Annotated in this window: 16 protein-coding genes; 6 read left to right on the plus strand and 10 right to left on the minus strand. The window is 73.7% G+C overall.

Annotated features, from left to right (window positions below; all coding sequences use genetic code 11):
* Positions 1–9: 9 nt before the first annotated feature.
* Entirely contained in the window at positions 10–684 is a 675-nt protein-coding gene (locus C6W10_RS19605) for a response regulator (RefSeq protein ID WP_107259363.1), read from the minus strand.
* Positions 681–2,417: an ATP-binding protein gene (locus tag C6W10_RS19610; protein WP_199853688.1), complete on the minus strand. Its 1,737-nt coding sequence runs from the start codon at positions 2,415–2,417 to the stop codon at positions 681–683. The genes C6W10_RS19605 and C6W10_RS19610 overlap by 4 nt, the downstream gene beginning before the upstream one ends.
* 252 nt (positions 2,418–2,669) lie before the next feature.
* Between C6W10_RS19610 and C6W10_RS19615 the strand changes: the two genes are divergently transcribed.
* The 3 genes from C6W10_RS19615 to C6W10_RS19625 all read left to right on the plus strand — a co-directional run bounded on the left by C6W10_RS19615 (position 2,670) and on the right by C6W10_RS19625 (position 5,503).
* Positions 2,670–3,689, plus strand: a complete 1,020-nt coding sequence (locus tag C6W10_RS19615; RefSeq protein ID WP_107259365.1) for a tripartite tricarboxylate transporter substrate binding protein — start codon at positions 2,670–2,672, stop codon at positions 3,687–3,689.
* 148 nt (positions 3,690–3,837) lie between these two features.
* Entirely contained in the window at positions 3,838–4,911 is a 1,074-nt protein-coding gene (locus tag C6W10_RS19620) for a hypothetical protein (protein ID WP_199853689.1), read from the plus strand.
* A 136-nt stretch (positions 4,912–5,047) separates the two neighbouring features.
* A complete protein-coding gene (locus C6W10_RS19625) occupies positions 5,048–5,503 on the plus strand; it encodes a hypothetical protein (RefSeq protein WP_159104654.1) in 456 nt (151 codons plus the stop codon).
* A 124-nt stretch (positions 5,504–5,627) separates the two neighbouring features.
* Here C6W10_RS19625 and erm read toward each other — a convergent pair whose 3' ends face one another.
* Both erm and C6W10_RS19635 read right to left on the minus strand, forming a co-directional pair.
* Complete coding sequence (gene erm, locus C6W10_RS19630) at positions 5,628–6,416, minus strand: ErmE/ErmH/ErmO/ErmR family 23S rRNA (adenine(2058)-N(6))-methyltransferase (protein ID WP_107259369.1); 789 nt, start codon at positions 6,414–6,416, stop codon at positions 5,628–5,630.
* 644 nt (positions 6,417–7,060) lie between these two features.
* Positions 7,061–7,867 (minus strand): SAM-dependent methyltransferase, encoded by an 807-nt coding sequence (locus C6W10_RS19635; RefSeq protein ID WP_107264110.1) that lies wholly within the window; start codon positions 7,865–7,867, stop codon positions 7,061–7,063.
* A 279-nt stretch (positions 7,868–8,146) separates the two neighbouring features.
* On the opposite strand from C6W10_RS19635, the gene C6W10_RS19640 reads away from it, so the two are divergent.
* Positions 8,147–8,518, plus strand: coding sequence for an FKBP-type peptidyl-prolyl cis-trans isomerase (locus C6W10_RS19640; RefSeq protein ID WP_101365836.1), 372 nt, complete (start codon positions 8,147–8,149; stop codon positions 8,516–8,518).
* Positions 8,519–8,645: 127 nt separating this feature from the next.
* Here the strand turns inward: C6W10_RS19640 and C6W10_RS19645 are convergent, their stop codons facing one another.
* Positions 8,646–10,505: a Xaa-Pro dipeptidyl-peptidase gene (locus C6W10_RS19645; protein WP_234361340.1), complete on the minus strand. Its 1,860-nt coding sequence runs from the start codon at positions 10,503–10,505 to the stop codon at positions 8,646–8,648.
* A 446-nt stretch (positions 10,506–10,951) separates the two neighbouring features.
* Positions 10,952–11,404, minus strand: coding sequence for a hypothetical protein (locus tag C6W10_RS19650; RefSeq protein ID WP_159104655.1), 453 nt, complete (start codon positions 11,402–11,404; stop codon positions 10,952–10,954).
* A gap of 1 nt (position 11,405) precedes the next feature.
* On the opposite strand from C6W10_RS19650, the gene C6W10_RS37420 reads away from it, so the two are divergent.
* Positions 11,406–12,272: a hypothetical protein gene (locus tag C6W10_RS37420; protein ID WP_159104656.1), complete on the plus strand. Its 867-nt coding sequence runs from the start codon at positions 11,406–11,408 to the stop codon at positions 12,270–12,272.
* A gap of 104 nt (positions 12,273–12,376) precedes the next feature.
* On the opposite strand, the gene C6W10_RS19665 is transcribed toward C6W10_RS37420, so the two are convergent.
* The 3 genes from C6W10_RS19665 to C6W10_RS37425 are packed head-to-tail and all read right to left on the minus strand — an operon-like array spanning position 12,377 to position 15,538.
* Positions 12,377–13,213 (minus strand): FHA domain-containing protein, encoded by an 837-nt coding sequence (locus C6W10_RS19665; protein WP_199853690.1) that lies wholly within the window; start codon positions 13,211–13,213, stop codon positions 12,377–12,379.
* Positions 13,214–13,217: 4 nt separating this feature from the next.
* Positions 13,218–14,510 (minus strand): VWA domain-containing protein, encoded by a 1,293-nt coding sequence (locus tag C6W10_RS19670; protein ID WP_107259381.1) that lies wholly within the window; start codon positions 14,508–14,510, stop codon positions 13,218–13,220.
* Complete coding sequence (locus C6W10_RS37425) at positions 14,507–15,538, minus strand: PP2C family serine/threonine-protein phosphatase (protein WP_159104657.1); 1,032 nt, start codon at positions 15,536–15,538, stop codon at positions 14,507–14,509. The genes C6W10_RS19670 and C6W10_RS37425 overlap by 4 nt, the downstream gene beginning before the upstream one ends.
* Before the next feature lie 244 nt (positions 15,539–15,782).
* Between C6W10_RS37425 and C6W10_RS37430 the strand changes: the two genes are divergently transcribed.
* The gene (locus C6W10_RS37430; RefSeq protein WP_159104658.1) at positions 15,783–16,265 is read left to right on the plus strand and encodes a hypothetical protein; all 483 of its coding nucleotides are present in this window, start codon (positions 15,783–15,785) and stop codon (positions 16,263–16,265) included.
* Positions 16,266–16,344: 79 nt separating this feature from the next.
* Here C6W10_RS37430 and C6W10_RS19680 read toward each other — a convergent pair whose 3' ends face one another.
* Positions 16,345–18,651, minus strand: a complete 2,307-nt coding sequence (locus tag C6W10_RS19680; protein WP_234361341.1) for a serine/threonine-protein kinase — start codon at positions 18,649–18,651, stop codon at positions 16,345–16,347.
* Positions 18,652–18,788 lie beyond the last annotated feature (137 nt).

An 18,788-nucleotide genomic window follows, 5' to 3' on the forward strand; every position in this document is an offset into this window, starting at 1 on the left:
CAGGGTCGGTCAGGTTCCGCCGGTCCACCGGTAGCGGCGCTCCGGTCGGCCGGCGGAGCCGTACCGCAGGCTCACCCCGGCCTTGCCGGCCCCGACGAAGTGCTCCAGGTAGCGGCGGGTGCTGACCCGGGACAGCCCGACCCGATCCGCGCACTCCGTGGCGGAGAGATCGCCGTCGGTCGACCGCAGTGCCGTGGCGACCAGGTCGGCGGTCGGCTGGGTCAGCCCCTTCGGCAACTCGACCGGGGCCGGCCGGAGCGCGACGAAGAGCCGGTCGACGTCCTCCTGGCCGACCTCTCCGGAACCGGCCAGCCGCTGCTGGGCGGCGGCGTACCGCTCCAGCCGGTCGCGCAGCGCGTCCGAGCCGAACGGCTTGATCAGATAGTGCACGACCCCGCCGCGCAGGGCGGTCCGGATCGTGTCGACGTCCCGGGCCGCCGTCACCGCGAGTACGTCCACCACCACCTCGCCCTCGCGCAGCCGACGAAGCACCTCCAGCCCGGAGAGATCCGGCAGGTAGATGTCGAGCAGTACCAGGTCGGGGCGGAGCCGGTGCACCGCGTCGAGCGCTTCCGCGCCGTTGTGCGCCACCCCGACGACGGTGAAGCCGGGCGTCCGCTCGACGAAGCCCCGCTGCACCCGGGCGACCATGAAGTCGTCGTCCACCACCAGTACCCGGATCATGTCGGCGCCCTCCCGGGCAGCGCGCCGTCCCGGACCGGGCCGCCGGCCGGCGGCCCGGTGTCCCCGGCCGGCTCGTCGACCGACGGGACCGGATCCGCACCGGTGGCCGACGGGACCGGATCGCGGCCGACGGCGGGCCGAGCCGGATCCCGGCCGGCGGCGGCCAGTGGCAGCCCGGCCCGGCCGGTGGCGGGCAGCGGCAGCCGGGCCCGGAACGATGCGCCGTCGACCTCGACGCTGCCGCCCCGGCGCTGGCAGATCAGCCGGACCAGTGCCAACCCCAGCCCGTGGTGCCCCCGGGCCGGGTCCTTGGTGCTGTAACCCTGCCGGAAGACCTCCTCGACCCGCTCCGGCGGTACCCCCGGACCGGAGTCGCCGACCCGGACCACGACCTCGGTGTCGACCCGGGCGAGGACGACCTCCACCCGGCCACCGGAGCCGGCCGCGTCCAGCGCGTTGTCGACCAGGTTGCCGACCACCGTGACCAGATCGGCGGCGAGCTGCTCGTCGACCGCCGGCAGATCCGACTCCGGCGAGACCGCCAGCCGGACACCCTGCTCGGCGGCGAGACTGGCCTTGGCGATCAGCAGCGCGGCCAGCGCCGGATCCCGGACCAGCTCGGTGACGTCCCGGTTCAGCTTCTCGTGCACCTGACTGGCCCGGTTGACGTACCGGATCACCTCGTCGTGCTCGCCGAGCTCGATCAGCCCGGCGATGGTGTGCAGCCGGTTGGAGAACTCGTGTGCCTGCGCCCGCAGCGCCTCGGTGGTCTGCCGGCTCGCGTCCAGCTCGCGGCGGAGCGCGGTCAGCTCGGTCCGGTCCCGCAACGTGGTCACCGAGCCGACCCGGCGCCCCCGGACCAGCACCGGCCGGCGGTTGAGCACCAGTACCCGGTCGTCGCTCAGGACGATCTGGTCGACCCCGGTGACCCTGCCGGTGAGTACGTCCCGCAGCCGGGGCTCCATCGGCTCGGCGTGCAGCGACCGGCCGACCGGCAGCGCCGCCAGCCCGAGCAGCCGGACCGCCTCGTCGTTGACCAGGGTCACCCGGTCGGCGGTGTCGGTGCCGAGCACGCCCTCCTTGATGCCGTGCAGCATCGCCTCCCGGTGCTCGACCAGACCGGTGATCTCGCGCGGCTCCAGCCCCAGCGTCTGTCGCTTCACCCGCCGGGCCAGCAGCAGCGACCCGGCCACCCCGAGCACCCCGCCGAGCAGCAGATAGGTGAGCAGGTTGGTGAGGCCGGCCGCGAGCTGCTCGGGCAGCGTCGGATAGGTCTGGCCGACCACGATCAGGCCGAGGAAGCGGCCGTCCCGCTCGTCTAGGACCGGCACGTGCGCGACGAGCGCCTTGGAGCCGTCGTCGACCACACCGACCCAGGACCGGCCGGTGAGGCCGTCGCTGCTGCCGAGCACCATCGGCGATCCGGCGTCCGGGCCGGTGACGAGCTTGCCGGTGGCGTCGGCGATCAGCACGTACGTCGCGCCGGAGACCGCCCGCGCGCTCTCCGCCACCGCCGCCAGCGCCTCCTGGCCGTGCGGGTCGCCGATCCCCATCCGTACGGTCCGGTTGATCGCCGCGTTCTCCCCCACCGAGCGCAGCCGGGAGCCCTCGTCCCGGCGGAACGCCGCGTCGGACTCGGCGATCGAGACGGCCGCCACCGTGCAGACGACCAGCAGGACGATGCCGAGCTGCAACAGCAGGAACTGACCGGCCAGGGACATCCGCTGCCGCATCGCTCCTCCTCGTCCGGTTCGTCGCGCCGGTCCGGTACCGGCACGGTCGCCTGCCCCGCGACGACACCCGGTCGCGGCGCCGGGCAACCGGGAAGTTCTCACCTGACCAGCCCCGACGTCAACCGGCGGACCGGACCCGTCACGGGTGGTGACAACCGGGCGTCGGGCGGCCAGGATCGGCGGAGGGACGGTACGAGGGGTCGGACGACGAGGTATCCGGTGCGGAGGTGTGCGGTGGCGAGGTATGCGGTGATGAGCGGGACGGTGGCGAGGCGGCTGGTCGGCTCGGTCGCCGCTGGTCTCGCGGTCGTGCTGATCGTCGTCTCCGGCTGCGCGGGGCGCCTCGCGGACGGCGCCGCCGAATTGCGCCTGCTCGTCCCGAACCCACCGGGGAGCGGCTACGACGTGACCGCGCGCACCGCCGCCAAGTCCCTGGCCGACGCCGGGATCGCCCGGGCGGTGGAGGTCTTCAACCTGCCCGGCGGCGGTGGCGTCGTCGGGCTCCGACGGCTCGGCTACGAGCGGGGCAACCCGGACCTGATGATGCTGATGGGACTCGGCGTGGTCGGCAGCCAGTACGCCTCCGGGGCCCGGTTCACGCTCCAGGACACCACGCCGATCGCCCGGCTCATCGAGGAGCCGGCGATCGTGGTGGTGACCCGGGACTCGCCGTACCGGGACATCGACGGGCTGATTGCGGCCTGGCGGGCCGACCCGGCGGGCGTACCGGTGGGCGGCGGCTCGTCCGCCGGTGGGCCGGACCATCTCGCCCCGATGCTGATCGCGGAGGCGGTCGGCATCCCGCCCCGACAGGTGAGCTACCGGCAGTTCGACGGGGGCGGCGACCTGCTCGCCGCGATCCTCGACCACCAGGTCGACTTCGGCGTCTCCGGTCGCAGCGAGTACGCCGACCAGATCGCCTCCGGCCAGCTCCGGGTACTCGCCGTCACCAGCGAGTTCCGGCTCGCCGGCACCGAGGCGCCGACCCTGCGGGAGCGCGGTGTCGACGTCGTCTTCACCAACTGGCGGGGCATCGTCGCGCCGCCCGGACTGGACGGCGGGGACGTGGCGGCCATGCGCGAGATGGTCGCCCGGTTGCACGCCTCGGCAGAGTGGCGGACGGTGCTGACCAAGTACGGCTGGACCGACGCGTACCTCGACGGCGCGGGATTCGGCGACTTCCTCCGGGCCGAGAACGCCCGCCTCGCCCACGCGCTCGACGGGCTCGGCCTGAATCCGGCGCACGCCTCCGGGGCCGGGGGCGGCGGATAGCCCGACGGGACGGTCAATCCGCCCCCGCCACACCGGTTGGTCGGCGGGGTGCGGCACGCTCCCCTGAGGACGGTGCGGTCGCGGTAGAGTCCCGGCCACCGGTGCGCGCCGGTACCCCGTCGGAACGCCACCCGGACAGGAGCCCGCCATGGCCACCGCCGCACGCCGGTCGACCCGGACCGCCGCCACCCTGCTCACGGCCGTCGCGCTGGTCGCGATCCCGACGGGGGACGCGTCGGCGCGCGACGGCGACACCCGGCCCACGGCCGGCGACACCCGGATGGCGGTCGGTGACGGCGCCGTGGCGGCCGAGCGGGTGCTGCGGGTCTACAACAACAACATCGAGAACCTCGTGGTGAACAACGCCGACGGCACCTGCACCCGGATCTCCGGTCCGGACCATCTCACCTCGATCCTCGTCGACGACAGCGGCCGGACGGGTACCGCCGGTGTGGCGGCACCGGACCTGCTGATCGTGCAGCAGGTCCGGGGTACCGGGCAGGCGGAGGCGTACGCGGACCAGCTCTCGGCCAAGTTCGGCTATCCGGCCGGCACCTACCGGGCGATCGTGGCCTGGAGCGACCCGGAGCCGTGGGGTAGCACCCACAAGTGCAGCTCCCAGTCGCTCGGTGACCTGAAGAAGAAGCAGACCAACGGCATCCTCTACAACACCCGGACCCTGAGCCTCGCCTCCGGCGACGTCTCGAAATACTGGAGTGCCGGCTGGCTGCGGCCCGGGACGGCGTACGCCAACGGTGCCGGGTGCACGCTCTACAAGCCGCCGAACAGCGACCCGGACAGCACCGACTACCACAAGTGGAAGCGGACCAGCGCCATCGCGGCGAGGTTCACCATCAAGGCGACCGGCACCACCGTCTTCGCCGCCACCATGCACCTGCCGCAGGAGAACCGGCAGAACGCCTGCGCCGGGGCCGGCTACACCGGCATCGGTGGCACCGGCATCCACATCGGGGCGGACGCCACCAGCCTGATGAACGCCTCGACGATCCGGGTGGTCGGCATCGACGCGAACCGGACCGGCATCCCGGCGTCGACGTTGAGCGGTTACGGCATGACCGGCTACGGTTCCAGGGCCACCAGCGGCTCCAGCAAGATCGATTACCTCTTCGTCCGGGGCAGTGTGCAGCCGTCGGCCGTCGACCACACGGTGGCCGGTACCAGGTCGAACCACCTGGCCCTGTACGGCTTCATCACCTACTGACCCGTCGAGCGCCGGTGGAGGCGCGGCGGCCGTGGTCGCGCCGCCTCGGGCCGTACCCCGGTGGACGCCTCACCATGGTCACCGCAACCGCATCCGACGACCGCACGGTCCCGCGCCGGTCGCGTACCTTGCTCGCATGGCAGCAGCTTCCGCCGATCCGGTGCGCGGTGTCGCGGCCGGCCGGACTCGCCGGGCCCTCGTCCGGGTCGCGCTCCCGCTGGTCCTCGTCACGATCGGAGTGCTGATCGGTCTCACGGCGGCGAAGCTCGCCGACGACCCGCACACCGCCCGGTCGGAGATGGTCACCGGCACGGTGACCTGGTCGAACGACCGGACCAGGCTGTTCGTCCTCGAACGGGACGGCGCCGTGCCCGACCCGCTGCACGGTGACACCGTCTACACCGTGATTGCCGACGGCTGGCAGGACGCGGGCGGCACGCTGCACGGCGAGGGCAGCTATCCGAGCTGCCTCGCCGGTGCGGCCGACGACCCCGTCTCCACCGACCGGCACCGGGTGGAACTCGAGGTGCTGCACCGGGATGTCGGCGCCGAACCCCAGCACATCGCCGTGCACGTACGCTGCCTCGACTGACGGACCCGACGGCGGGCCGGCACCGCGGGTAGGCACCGCGCGGGTAGGCACCGCGCCGGGTCCGGCGGCCGGCGCCGCGACAGCGCCGGGCCGACCGGAGTACGTCGTCGTCCTGCGCGTCACCTCACCGTCGGCTCGAATGGATCGCCTGGAAGAGGGAGATCCACTGCTCCGGCCAGACGTACCCGACCAGGATGTCGGCCGGCACCCGGTTGGCCCGCAGCGCGGCGTCGACCTGGCGGGCCGGGTAGCCACGGTGCAACGAGGCCCGCAGCGAGCCGCCCACCCCGCCGAAGCCGAGCGCGACGAACCGTTCGTAGGCGGCGAGCTGACGTCCCGGCAGCAGACCCACCGCCCGGCGCTCCAGGCGCAGGATGCCGGAGTCCACCCGGGGCATCGGCCGGAACCGCTCCCGGGGGATCCGGCCGGCCAGCCGCCAGTTGATCCACGGCCAGGTCTGCACGGTCCGCAGCGTCCACCGGCCGTAGTCGCCGCAGCGCTTCCGGGCGTACTCGAGCTGGGTGACCAGGGTGGCACTGGTCAGCCGTGGGGCGTCCAGGCACCAGTCGACGATCCGGCTCGTCGAGGCGTACGGGATGTTGCCGACCACCGCGAACGGCTCGGTCGGCGGCACGGCGGCGACGAAGTCTCCGTGTACGAGCCGGAGTCCCGGCTCGGCGCGGAACTCCTCGCCGAGCCGGGCGACCAGCGCCGGGTCGATCTCGTACGCGACGACCCGGCGACACCGCCGGACCAGCTCCCTGGTCAGCGCCCCCTGCCCCGCGCCGACCTCCAGGATCAGCCCGGTCGGGTCCGGGCGGGCCGACGCGACGATCTGCCCGATGGTCCGCTCGTCGCGGAGGAAGTTCTGCCCGAGGACCCGGCGCGACCGGTCCTGCCCAGTACGCGGCACCGCCGGTCGGGTGGGCCGGTCGGGTTGCCGGCGGGTCGGCGGGTTCGTCCGGTGGGCGTGCGGACGGTTTTCTCGATTCGGATGATGGTGCGGCACAGCCGTGTCCTCCCGCCCGGACGCTCCGGGCCGGTTCGTGGGCAGGCGGGCGCGATCGCCACGACCTGTCCGGAAGTGATCAGGACTCGGATGACCCTGGACAGCGCACCACACGCGAACGGCGTCACAGGACGGCACGGACGCCGACGGCGTCGCGGCACGTCACAAACCGCAAAAGGATGGGACCGGCGTTCGACGGCGCCGCGTCAGCGGCGTCGGCGATCGAACCCAGGTGCTCCCGCGCTCAGCCGACCAGGGCAGAGCGGCCGGCCCGAGGGCGGATCAGGAGCTGGGGCGCCCAGTCGGCGGTGCACGTCCCGGTCAGGGACCCGCGGATCAGGGCGTGGAAGGTGCCAGACACCCGCCCACCCTAGCTCAGCAGGTCGGGACCGCATCAACCGGTTTTTCCGTCCCCGCCGACACCCGTCCCCGCCGACACCCGTCCGGGGCGACACCCGTCCGGGGCGACACCCGTCCGGGGCGACACCCGTCCGGTGCGGTACGTCCGGTTCACCGGGCCGGCCGAACCACCGCACCGCCGGGCCGGGTCACCGCTTGCGTCCCACTCCGGCGTAGACGAGGGCGCCCCGGTAGCGGTCGTCGACCGTCTCGGACGGATCCGGACGCCAGTCCGGCAGGTTCACCAGGCCCGGCTCCACCAGTTCGAAGCCGGTGAAGAACCGCTCGGTCCCGGCCCGGTCCCGGGCGGTCAGCGGCGTCGGAGTACGCCGGTAGAGTTCCTTGATCTCCTCGTCGGACTCCTCGCTGGCCCCGTGCGCGCCCTGGGTCACCACCAGGTAGCTGCCCGACGGCATCCCCTCGGTCAACCGCGCGATCGCCCCGTGCGGGTCGTCGGAGTCGGGTACGAAGTGCAGCAGCGCGACCAGCAGCAGCGCGGTCGGTCGGGCCAGGTCGAGCAGGCCGCCGTCGCGGACCTGGTCGAGGATGTCCTGCGGCCGCCGCAGGTTTGCCTGGAGTACGGCGGTACGGTCGTCGCCGGCCAGGATCGCCCGACTGTGTGCCACCGCGACCGGATCGATGTCCACGTAGACCACCCGGGCCTCCGGGTCGAGCTGTCGGGCGACCTCGTGCACGTTGTTCGCGGTCGGGATGCCGGAGCCGATGTCCAGGAACTGCCGGACGCCCTGCCCGGCGAGGAACCGTACCGCCCGACCCAGGAAGGCGCGGTTGGCCCGGGCGTAGCGGACCGCGTCGGGCCAGGCCAGCACGGTCTTCCGGGCGATCTCCCGGTCGACCTCGAAGTTGTGCGAGCCGCCGAGCCACACGTCGTAGATCCGCGAGGCGCTGGGCCGGTCGGTATCGATGTCGTCGGGCGCCCAGTCCGGTCGTGTCACCGTCACACTCCGCCAGCTCGGTGTCTTCGCCGCCCCGGCTCGCCCGGCCACCCGTACGGGCCAGCCCGTACCGGCGAGCCTGGTGTCCGCACCGGTTTCCAGATCCTCAGCGTACCGATCGGAGCCCGGTCGAGGAGCCCGCGGACATCGAGACAGGCCGCTGTTCCCCCCGGCCACGGGTCGCCGATCCGTGCCACGGCGGCGGTTGTGGCGCTCACCTGCCGCGACACTCCCGGCGGGGAAGTGATCACGATCCCGGGCCGGCGTTAAGGTACCCGGATGGAAAAGCCCACCGTGGGTCTGGTCGACGGTCCGCCGCCGCCAGACCTTGTCATCGAGGACATTACGATCGGCACGGGCCAGGAGGTCCAGCCGGGCCAATGGGCCGTGGTGCACTACGTCGGCGTCTCGTTCGACACCGGCGACGAGTTCGACTCGTCGTGGAACCGCGGCTCGCCGTTCAGCTTCCCCGTCGGTGGCGGCAAGGTCATCGAGGGTTGGGACCGGGGCGTACTCGGGATGCGGGTCGGCGGCCGGCGCAAGCTGGTGATCCCACCGCAGCTCGGCTACGGCAACCAGGGTGTCGGCAACCGGATCAAGCCGGGCGCCACCCTCGTCTTCGTGGTCGACCTGGTGGACGTCAAGTTCTGACCCGCCGGTCCTGACCTGTTCCGACCCGCCCGGGGTACGTCCGCCCCGGCCGACGGGCCCCGGACGCCAACGGCGTCCGGGGCCCGTGATCTGTTCCGGGCCGGTCCTGCGCCCTGCGGCGGCGCGCTCAGAAGTCCAGCGCGCCCCGGCCGCCCACCACCGGCAGGGTCAGGGTGCTCGACGCCGGCAGCACCGTCAACCGGGTACCGGGCAGCGGCAGCAGCGTGTAGTCCTGGTCACTGGAGAAGATCACCAGACCGAGCCGGTGCCCGGAGCGGAACACGTAGTCCTTCGGCTCCATCGTCCAGCGGTAGTCCGCCAGGCGCCCCGGCCGGAGTGGCCGGCCGTGCGCCTCGCTGGTGCGGTTCTGCGGGTCCAGCCAGCCCCGGCTGACCACCACCGGCGCGTCGGTCGAGCCGACCGGACCGTAGTCGACCAGGTAGCCGGTCAGGTTCGCGGCCGTCCGGTTGTCGACGGAGAGCCGTACCCGCAGCTCCGGCCGCCCCGAGATCCGGACGTCCCGCCCCAGTGCCGGGGAGGTGTAGACGAGCCGGTTCGGGTTGGCGGCATCCGGTCCCGCCACCAGTTCGGCCGGGGTGATCGTCCGCCCCGAGTCGACCATGCTCTGCACGGTGCGGCCCCGCCCGCCGTGTTCGACCAGCCGGCCCGGCGCGGTGGCGTCGCTCGCCGAGAGCCCGAGCGACACCTCTCGGGTGGCCGGGTCCGGCCAGTCCCGGTACGTCGTGTAGACCCGGTCCTCGCGCTGCAACACCGCCCTCGGCTCGGCCATGATGTCGTTGTCGACGCCCCACAGCCAGTAGTCGAACCAGCGGTTCTCGGTCTGCTTGTAGGTCCACGACCGCCCGTCCGGCAGCGTCACCGTGGCGGCGCTGCCCGGTCCGCCGTGACCCCCCTGGTGCAGCCAGAGCTTGCGCGGCACGCCGTACCGGTCGAGCTGGTCCCACCAGTCGGCGAACTGCCCGGTCTTCACGTTCCAGTCGTTGAGCCCGTGTACGACGAAGACGCTGGCCCGGACCTTGCGCGCCCCAGGCAGATAGTCCCGCTCCCGCCAGAACCTGGTGTAGTCGCCGGTGACCCGGTCCTGTTCCTCGGCGATCTCGGCGATCTCGTCGGCACAGGTCCCCTCGGAACGAGCCCGCCCGGCGGTGTACATGGTGAGGATGTCGGCGTCCTCACCCTGGTAGCCGCCGGGCGCCACCACCAGGCCGTTCGCCCGGTAGTAGTCGTACCAGTTGCTGATCGCGGCGACCGGGACGATGGTCTTGAGCCCTTCGACACCGGTCGTCGCCACCATGTTCGGCAGGGTCCCGTTGTAGGAGACGCCGGTCATCCCGACCGCCCCGGTGGTCCAGCCGGCCCGTACCGGTGCGCCGCTGGCGTCGTAGGCCCTGGCCCGCCCGCCCAGCCAGTCGATGATCGCCTTGGTGCCCAGCGTCTCGGCCGAGTCACCGGTGGTCGGGCAGCCGTCGGAGTCGCCGGTGCCGACGCTCTGCCCCAGCACCACCGCGTAGCCACGCGGCACGTAGTAGTCGTCGAGCTGGCCGGGCAGGTTCGCCTTCGCCTGCGCCCGCAGGACGCCGGCCTGCTCGGCCCGCCGGGCGGACGTGCCGGTCGACGAGTTCTGCGGCAGGTCGTCGACGAGGACGCTCGGATAGGGTACGTCGCCCCAGGTGTCCTTCCGGTACGGCGAGTGTTCCAGGATCACCGGCACCCGCAGCCCCGAGGTGTCGGTCTCCCGGGGCCGGGAGATGTCGACCACCACCCGGTCACGCCGGCCGTCGTGGTCGGTGTCGAGCGGGGTCTCGACCCACACCCGCTCCTCGATGGCGTCGGCGAGGGAGAAGACCGGCTGGGTCATGCCGTCCTGCACGACGATGCCCGGCGGCGGCGCGGCCGGGGCGGCGCGGGCCGGTAACGGTACCGCGACCAGGGCCAGGCCCAGCGCGTACGCCCCGAGAATCCTCACGGGACCTGCTGATGGCATGGAGTTGCTCCTCTCGACCGGTCCTCGTGGGTCGGCGCCCGACGCCGCGCTGGCCGCCCCGGACCGGTTGTCGCGGCGTTCGGGGCGGAGCACTGTCCGCATCGGACGATGCGGCGCATTCCGGGGGTTGTCGGAATGGTCGGGGCGGGCCGTACCGAGAACGGCTGACTACGGGGGAAAAGAGATTGCCGATGGGGGGAACATTGACGACTTATCCTAGATAGGCCACCCCGGTACGTCGATTGCTGGGGCCGACCCGGACCGGTCCTGGCAGCACCTCACCCCGCACCGGACTTGGCCAACCGCCGTACCGGGAGGTAGCTTGGCCGCCGACATCGGAAGAGTCGTACCGACGTGACCGTTGACGGGGCCGGGAGCGCGACGGTGGCGAGTGGCGTGGTTATTGGAGGCTGGGTCCCGGTGAGTGCCTACACAATTACGATTTCCCCGGACGACCGGACGCGGGCGACCACGACGTTGCGGGTGGAGGTCACCGGGGGCACCACCCGGATCACCGAGTTGCTCGTACGGGCCGGCGAGGGCGGTGGACTCACCGCTGGCGAACTGCCCACGGTCGACGTCGACCAGTTGCTCCGCGCCGTGATGCCGGCCGGTACGGTTCCGACCGCCCCTGCTGCGCCGACCCCGTTGGCATCCTCCGACTCCGGCGCCGCCGAGGCGGTCACACCGATCGGCGCCGCACCGCAAGCCGCCTCCGCCGAGGCCCCCTCGTCCAGCTCGGCGGCGACGGACCCGTCATTGTCGGGCCCCTCGTCGTCGTCGGACTCGTCGTCGTCGGACTCGTCGTCGTCGGACTCGTCGTCGTCGGACTCGTCGTCTGGCGAGTCGGGTGCGGACGCATCGGGGTCGGGGCTGTCCACGGTGGAGCGTTCGGCAGGCGCGCTCGCCGTCGACCCGGCCACGGCGGCGACCACCGGGGAGGTCGAGCCGGCGGACGGTCACCGGGCGGCGGGTACGCGCGGCGCCGTCAGGAAGGCGGCACCGACCCGGAGTACCGCCAGGAAGAGCCCGTCGAGCCGAGGCTCCACGGCGAAGGAGACCTCCACCAGGAGTCGTGCCGGCAAGGCCACCGGCACCGCCAAGCGGACCAGCCCCACCAAGACCACCAGCGCCACCACGCGCACCGGCACGGCGAAGTCCACCGGCACCGCGAAGCGGACCAGCCCCGCCAAGACCACCAGCCCCGCCAAGAGCACCAGCCCCGCCAAGAGCACCAGCCCCGCCAAGGCCAGCAGTGCCACCAAGCGGGCCAGCACGGCCAAGAGCGGCGGCACGGCTGTGGGCAGGGCCGCGACCAATGGGCGTACCGGTGTGAAGGGGCGGACCGCCGCCGGCTCCGGTACGGCAACGGCAGGCCGGAAGGCGACCACGGGCCGGAAGGCGACCACGGCCGGGAAGGCGACCACGGCCGGGAAGACGACCCCGGCCAGGAAGGCTCCGGCGACCGCCGTCACGACCACCGCCAAGCGTGCCAACGGCCGGGCGGCGAAGAGCGCCCCGGACACCGCCACCACCCGGACGACCGGCCGGCGACGCGCCCCCAGCCCGGCCGCCGCCGCGACTCCGACGGCGAGCCGTTCCTACCGGCGGGCCCCGGACGACCTCGCGCAGGTGTTCAACCAGGCCGGTACCGTCACGGCAGTGGCCGACCACTACGGAGTTCCTCGGCACACCGCACAGAGCTGGGTCCGGACCTGGCGGCAGAACCAGGAGCGGGCATCGGCCTGAGCGACGTACCCGCGGCAGCGGCGGTGCCGGCCTCGATTGTCGGCTGGCCGCCGAGCTGCTCGCCGGGCGGCCGGAGTTGGTCGCCACGCCGGTGATGCGGCCGGTCAGCGATCGGCTCGGATCGTCAGGCGGGTCCAGGCACCGAGGTAGACGCGGTCGCCGTCGCCCAGCGGAACCGGGGTGTTGGCCACGATCGGCGGCGTCGACGGATCGTTGAGGTACGTGCCGTTGGCGGAACCCAGGTCCACCACCGCCCAGCCGCCCGGCTGCGGGAGCAGCAGTGCGTGCAGGTGGGAGACTCCGGGATCCTCCGGCGGCCCGACCAGGTCGATGTCCGGCTGCACGCCTCGGGATCGGCTACGCCGGCCGATCAGCAACTGCCGGGGTTCCAGGGTGAACCGGCGAGGCACGACGAAGCGGGGAAAGGTCAGGCTTGCGGCGTCCGTACCGCCGAAGGACGTGACCAGGTCGAAGTATCCGGGGTCGGCGTCCACCACCAGCAGCCAGGCGGTTCCCTGCCCGGACGCCGGGCTGCCGTCGCCGGATCCGACCGGACCGCCGGTGCCCGGTTCGGTTCGGGCCCGGACCGGACCGGACGCGTTCGGATCGACGCCCTCGGCGGGCGGGGCCAGCAGGAAGTCGTAGCCGTCCTCCTCGCAGAACCGCCCCGCTCTCGGTGTACCGCAGTGGGGGCACGGTGCGGCGGCCGGAGCGGACTGCCCGGCCGGTTCCGCCCCGCCACTCGCCGACACCGCGCCGCCCGCCGACGCCGCGCCGCTCCCCTGCCCCGCCGGTACGCCGACCGCCGACGCCGGGCGCGCGGCTTCGGCGCCCTCGCCGGCCGGCGCGGCGGAACCACGCGACATCGGTACGCCGCAGACGTCGCAGTAGTCCATCGTGGACGAGACATGTCCCCGGGAGCAGGTGACTGCTGCCGTCACGGCCTCACCCCTGCTCCTTCTTCACCCGCACCGTCTTCACCGACCGTACGTCGGTCAGCTCGGCGTCCAGCGCGGCTACCTGCCGCTTGAGCCGTACCGTGCCGGTCGGCGCGTCGACGACCTCGACCACCCGGCCGAGCAGCATCGCGGTCTCGTCGTGTCCCGACTCGGCGGCCAGTTGCACGGCCCGACCCAGTCGGGCGGTCGCGGTCTCCAGGTCGCCGGCCTCCCGGGCCCGCAGCCCCTCCTGGATCGCGGCGGCGAGTTCGGCCTGCCCGGTGTAGTGCGCCACCTGCGGGCTGATCCGGGTGGAGAGCGCCGTGTCGTCGGTCCACCTGGCCAGGATCAGCCGTTCTGTCAACACCTGACCGGCGCTGACCAGGCTGACCCGGGCGGCCAGCACCTCCTCGCCGACCGAGTCGGGTTCGAGGGTCACGGACAGGTGGTATTCGCGCGTCTCCGCTCCCCAGGCGCCGGTCGGATAGTCCCCGATCCGGGCGCTGACCGTCGCACGCCGTGCGGTGAGTTCCTCGACGTGTGGGAAGACCTGCTTGACCATCCGTACCGTCGCGCCGGCCGGACTCCAGATCCGCAGCGCGACGTCTGCCACCCGCTTGCCCATCGCGGACGCCGTCATCGCCTGGAACGCGGCCGGCAACTGCGCCGGGTGTTCCAGCCCGTCGGCCGTGCCGAGCAGGGCCGAGGCGATGGCGCGCAGCTCGCTGGCCACCCAGCCGCTGCCGATGCCCCGGCTGTCGCAGACGAACCGCCCCTCGCAGACGGCGAGCATCCGGCGCAGGTCTTCGGGTTGCTCGTGCTCGTTGCGTCCGTCGGTGAGCAGGATCGCGTGTCGTACCTCGGTCGGATAGCTGGCGAACAGCCAGTTGGCCAGGTCCAGCCAGCGGCCGATGGCGGTACCGCCGTCGGCCCGCAGCCCGGCCACCGCCGCCTTCGCCGCCGCCCTGGTCTGCGCGTTGGCCGGGACCATCCCGGGCTGTACCGGGTAGACCATCCGGGCGACCGCGGTTCCAGAGACCACCGCGAAGGCCACACCGTCGCGCAGGGTGTCGATGGCTACCGCCGTGGCCCGTTTCGCCTCGGCGAGCTTCGTCGGCGGCATCGCCATCGAACCCGAGGTGTCCACCATGATCACCTGCGCCGCCGTCGGAACGGTCGCCGGGTTGCGCAGGTCCGGACCGGACGCGGTCACGGTCAGGATCGCGTCCACCACCTGGCCACCTGCCGGCAGGTACTCGTTGTGGTCGACCTCGGCGACGAAGTACGGTACCGCGCTCACCTGCCCGCCTCCCCCGATCCGGCGGCGGGCGGAAACGGCAGTACGGCCACCGCGATGTTGTCGTGTCCGCCGGCCTCGGCCGCGAACCGGGTCAGGTCCCGGGCGATCGCGATCGGCGTGGCACCGCCCGGCCCCGGTACCCGGGCCGCCAACGCCCCCGCGTTCGGCAGGTAGTGCGAGAGCCCGTCCGAGCAGATGACCAGTCTGCCCGGCCGGGCCGGCTGGAACGTCACCACCTGCGGGTCGGCGTCCCCGGAGTCCGCGCCGAGCCACCGGATCAACGCCTTGGAGGTGGGATCCTGCTCGGCACCGGGTGGTACCGGCCGCCCGGCCCGGATCTGGCCGACCACCGAGTCGTCCACGGTCAGGCAGACCGCCTCGTGCACGGCACCGTCCGGACCGAGCCAGTACGCCCGGCTGTCACCGATCCAACCGACGGTCACCGAGCCGGCGGTGACGACGGCCGCCACGAAGGTGCAACTGGGCGGCACCTGTCCGTCGTCCTGCACCGCGGTCGCCCGGGCAGCCACGGCCGCGGCCCGACCGGCGGCGACCATGGCGTCGGGCGCGGCGGTACCGCTCCCGAGCGCGGAGAGCATCGCGGCGAGCCCCGCCTCTGCGGCCGCGTGCGCGGCGAGATCGGCCCGGAGCGAGGTGGAGACCCCGTCGCAGACCACCGCGGCGATGGTCTGGCCGAGCCGCCCGACGGTGACCGCGTCCTCGTTGCGGCGCCGCCGGGCCCGGTCGGTGACGGCGGCGACGACCCCCAGGTCCAGGTCCGCACGGTCCCGGCCGACGGACGCCCGCCGTCCACAGTGGTCACAGTGACCGGAGTGGCCGGAGGGCGGGGTACCGCAGCTCGGGCAGGGCTGGCCGACCGCGCGTGACGAGAGCCAGGGACCCGGTGGGACAGGTGCGTCGCCCGGATTGGCCGACCTGCCGGCCGCGACCGGACCGGGTGAGGTGCCGCTGGTACCGGCCGGAACCGGTGGCGCCCCGAACGGACCGCCGGCTGCCGGCGGCACCACGTACGGAGCACCGGGCGGCGCGACTGCGCCACGCGGAGCAGCGGGCGGCACGACTGCGGGTGGTGCACCGGGCGGCGCGACTCCGCCAGATGGAGCACCGGGCGGCACGACTGCGGCGGGCGGAGCACCGGCTGCCACGGGTGGCCGGGGCGGCGGGACCGAACCGGTCCAGCCGGGCGGGGCGGGCGGTGCGGGGTGACCGGTCCAACCGGGCGACGCGGCCGGCGGCGGGTAGCCGGCCCGGTTGCCGGCTCCGGCCGGTACGCCGGGATGCCCGGGCGGACCCCAGCCCGCCGTACCGGGTGGCGCGGCCGGCGCCGGGCCGGGCTGGCTGCTCCAGCTCGTCGTCGCCGAACCAGGGGTCGCAGTCGAACCCGGGGTCGCAGTCGAACCAGGAGATCCGGTCGGGCCGGACGATCCGGTCGGTCCGGCCAGCGCCTCCAGCCGGGACAGCGCGGTCGGCCCGGACATCTCGGCCAGCCTCAGCAGCTCGGTGGACTCGGGCAACTCGACCGAGCCGGACGCCTCGGCCCAGCCGGATGCGTCGGACCGCCCGGTCGCGGGCGTGGCGGTCGACCAGGACGTCCCGACCGGAGCGCCCGGAGCGGCCGGACCGACCGGAGCGACCGGACCGACCGAGCCGATCACCGGGGCCGCCCGGCCGGAGGCGCCAGCCGCCTCCCCGAACGGAACGCGCTCCAACTCCCGACCGCACTCCTCGCAGTAGCGGTGCGCCGGGTCGTCGGGGGCGCCGTGCTCGGGACACGGTTTCGGCATGCTGCCGGCAGCGCCGGCTCCGACGCCGGTCACACCAGCGTCCTCGGCCGGACGGCGTTCGCGTGGTCGACCAGCGCGATCCGCAGCTCCGGATCGCGGGAGAGCTGGGCCAGCGTCCGGTACGCCCGTTCCAGCCCCAACCGCAGCCCGCGTTCGGAGAGTTCGTGCCCCAGCAGACGCGCCCCGGAGGCGGGCGTCGACCGGTTCCGTACCCAGGCCAGGGCCACCTCCAGCACCTCGATGGTGAGCCGGGTCTGTCGCTCCACGTCCAGGCCGAGCCGCTCCAGCCGGGCGGACGCCCGCAGCAGGTCGTCCGGGCCGGTGGTGCCCGCCGTCAACCCGGGCAGGCTGGCCCGGACGGCGGCGACCTGCGCCGCCACGTGCTGACTCGAACTGTCCGGCACCTGGTCGAGTACGGCGAGCGCGCCCGCCCGGTCGCCGACCAGGAACCTGATCCGGGCCAGCCCGAACGCGGCGCTCAGATAGCCGTGGTCGACCCGCCAGACCCGGTCGTAGAGCCGGGTCGCCATCTCCCGGTCGCCGGTGCACTCCGCGCTGACCGCCAGCGCGAGCCGGGCCGCCGGTTCGCCCGGCAGGACGTCGTAGACCGCGTCGAAGGCGACCCGCGCCTCGGCGGGGCGGTTCGCGGTCAGCGCCGCCAGGCCCCGGTACCAGTCGACCCGCCAGTCGAACGGGTCGGCCGCGGCCAGCCGGTCCAGGTCCGCGGCCGCTCCCGCCAGGTCTCCGCCCTCGATCCGGGCCCGGGCCAGCCGCAGCGCCACCTCCACGCTGCGGACCGGTGCGGCGGTGAGCTGCCGGACCAGTTCCGCCGGGTCGGTCGCGCCCAGCGAGGCGAGGAAGCCGGCACCGGGATCGAGGACGTCGACCTGCGGCAGCGGCAGCGCCGCGGCGACCACCGGCGGCGCCGGGGCGATCGCACCGGGTGGTACGCCACCTCCGGCGCCCCAGGCCCGCCCGGCGACCGCCCGGCCGACCTCGCCGGCCTCGGTACCGAAGGCGCGCCGCTCCGGGGTGAACTGCCGGGACACCGCCGGCCGGGGCACGCCGTCGGCGGCGGAGAGCACCTCGCGCAGTACGCCGAGGAGTTGCTCGCTCATCTCCCCGGCGCTCTGGAAGCGCCGGTCCGGATCGGGGTGGGTGGCCCGACGCAGCAGCCGGTGGTACGACATCTCGGCGGTGAACAGCGGCGTGTCGGCCGGCTCCGGCAGCCGGTTGGCGTACGTGGTCGAGAAGCCGCGGAAGTCGAGGCTGAGTACGGCCAACGCCCGCCCGACGGTGTAGATGTCCGAGGCGACCGAGGGGCCGAGCGTGCCGACCTCCGGCGCCTGGTAGCCGGGGGTGCCGAAGATCGCGCTGGTGCTGTCGTCGACGTGGCGTACCGCGCCGAGGTCGATGAGTTTGAGCTGCTCCTCGGCGTGGATGACGTTGTCCGGCTTGAAGTCGCAGAAGAGCAGGTTGCGGTCGTGCAGGTAGTCGAGGGCGGGCAGGATCTCCACCCCGTAGGCGATCACCTCGGGCAGCGGCAGGGCGCGTTGGCCGGTGTCCCGGCGCCGGGCCAGCAGCATGTCCCGCAATGACTGGCCGCCGACGTACTCCATCACGATGTAGCCGACCGGGATCCCGGTGCGTGGGTCGGGGTGCTCCACGAAATCGTGGATCTTGACAATGTTGGGGTGGTCCAGCTCGACCAGGAAGCGACGCTCCGCCACGGCCGACGCCATCGCGTCCTCGTCCGAGGTGTTGATCAGTCCCTTGAGGACCACCCAGCGGTCGCTGACGGTGTCACTGACGTTGCGGTCCCGGGCGAGATAGATCCAACCCAGTCCGCCGTACGCGAGCGCCCCGAGGATCTCGTACCGTCGATTGATCACGTCGCCAGGGCCGAGCCGGGGTACGAAGGAGAACTGGGTGCCGCAGTGCGGGCAGAAGCCCTCGGCCCGACCCGGGCGGTCCTCCCGGCCCCGCCCCACCGGCTTCTCGCAGCTCACGCAGAACCGTCGCGACTCGGCGACCTTCGGCTCGGCCATCACCGCGGTGGCCGGGTCGCGCAGCGGTACCCGGGCGATGTCGACCAGGCCGGCGCCGAGACCACCCCGGGACGCGCTGCGGGACCGGGTGGAACTCCGCGAGCCGGAGTTCGAGGTGCCCCGGCTCGGCATGGTGCCGATCCCGCTCGGCGTCGAGCCCCACCCGGTGCCGGTGGAGGCCGGTCCCTGGCCGGTCGACGCCGGACCCTGCCCCGTCGACGCCGGTCCCGGGCGCTGACCGGTGGAGAGCGCGGCGTGGCCGGTCGGCCCCGCTGGCTGTCCCGGCACCGAGCCGTGTCCGGCGGGGGCGCGGCCGCCCGGGCCGACGCCCGGACCGACACCGACGGCGGCGGCCGGCACCGACGCCCGGCCGGTTCCGGTCGGTACCGACGCCCGGCCCGTCCCGGTCGGCGCCGCGCCCCGTC

Origin of the sequence: Plantactinospora sp. BB1 (assembly GCF_003030385.1) — a bacterium.
Classification (GTDB): domain Bacteria; phylum Actinomycetota; class Actinomycetes; order Mycobacteriales; family Micromonosporaceae; genus Plantactinospora.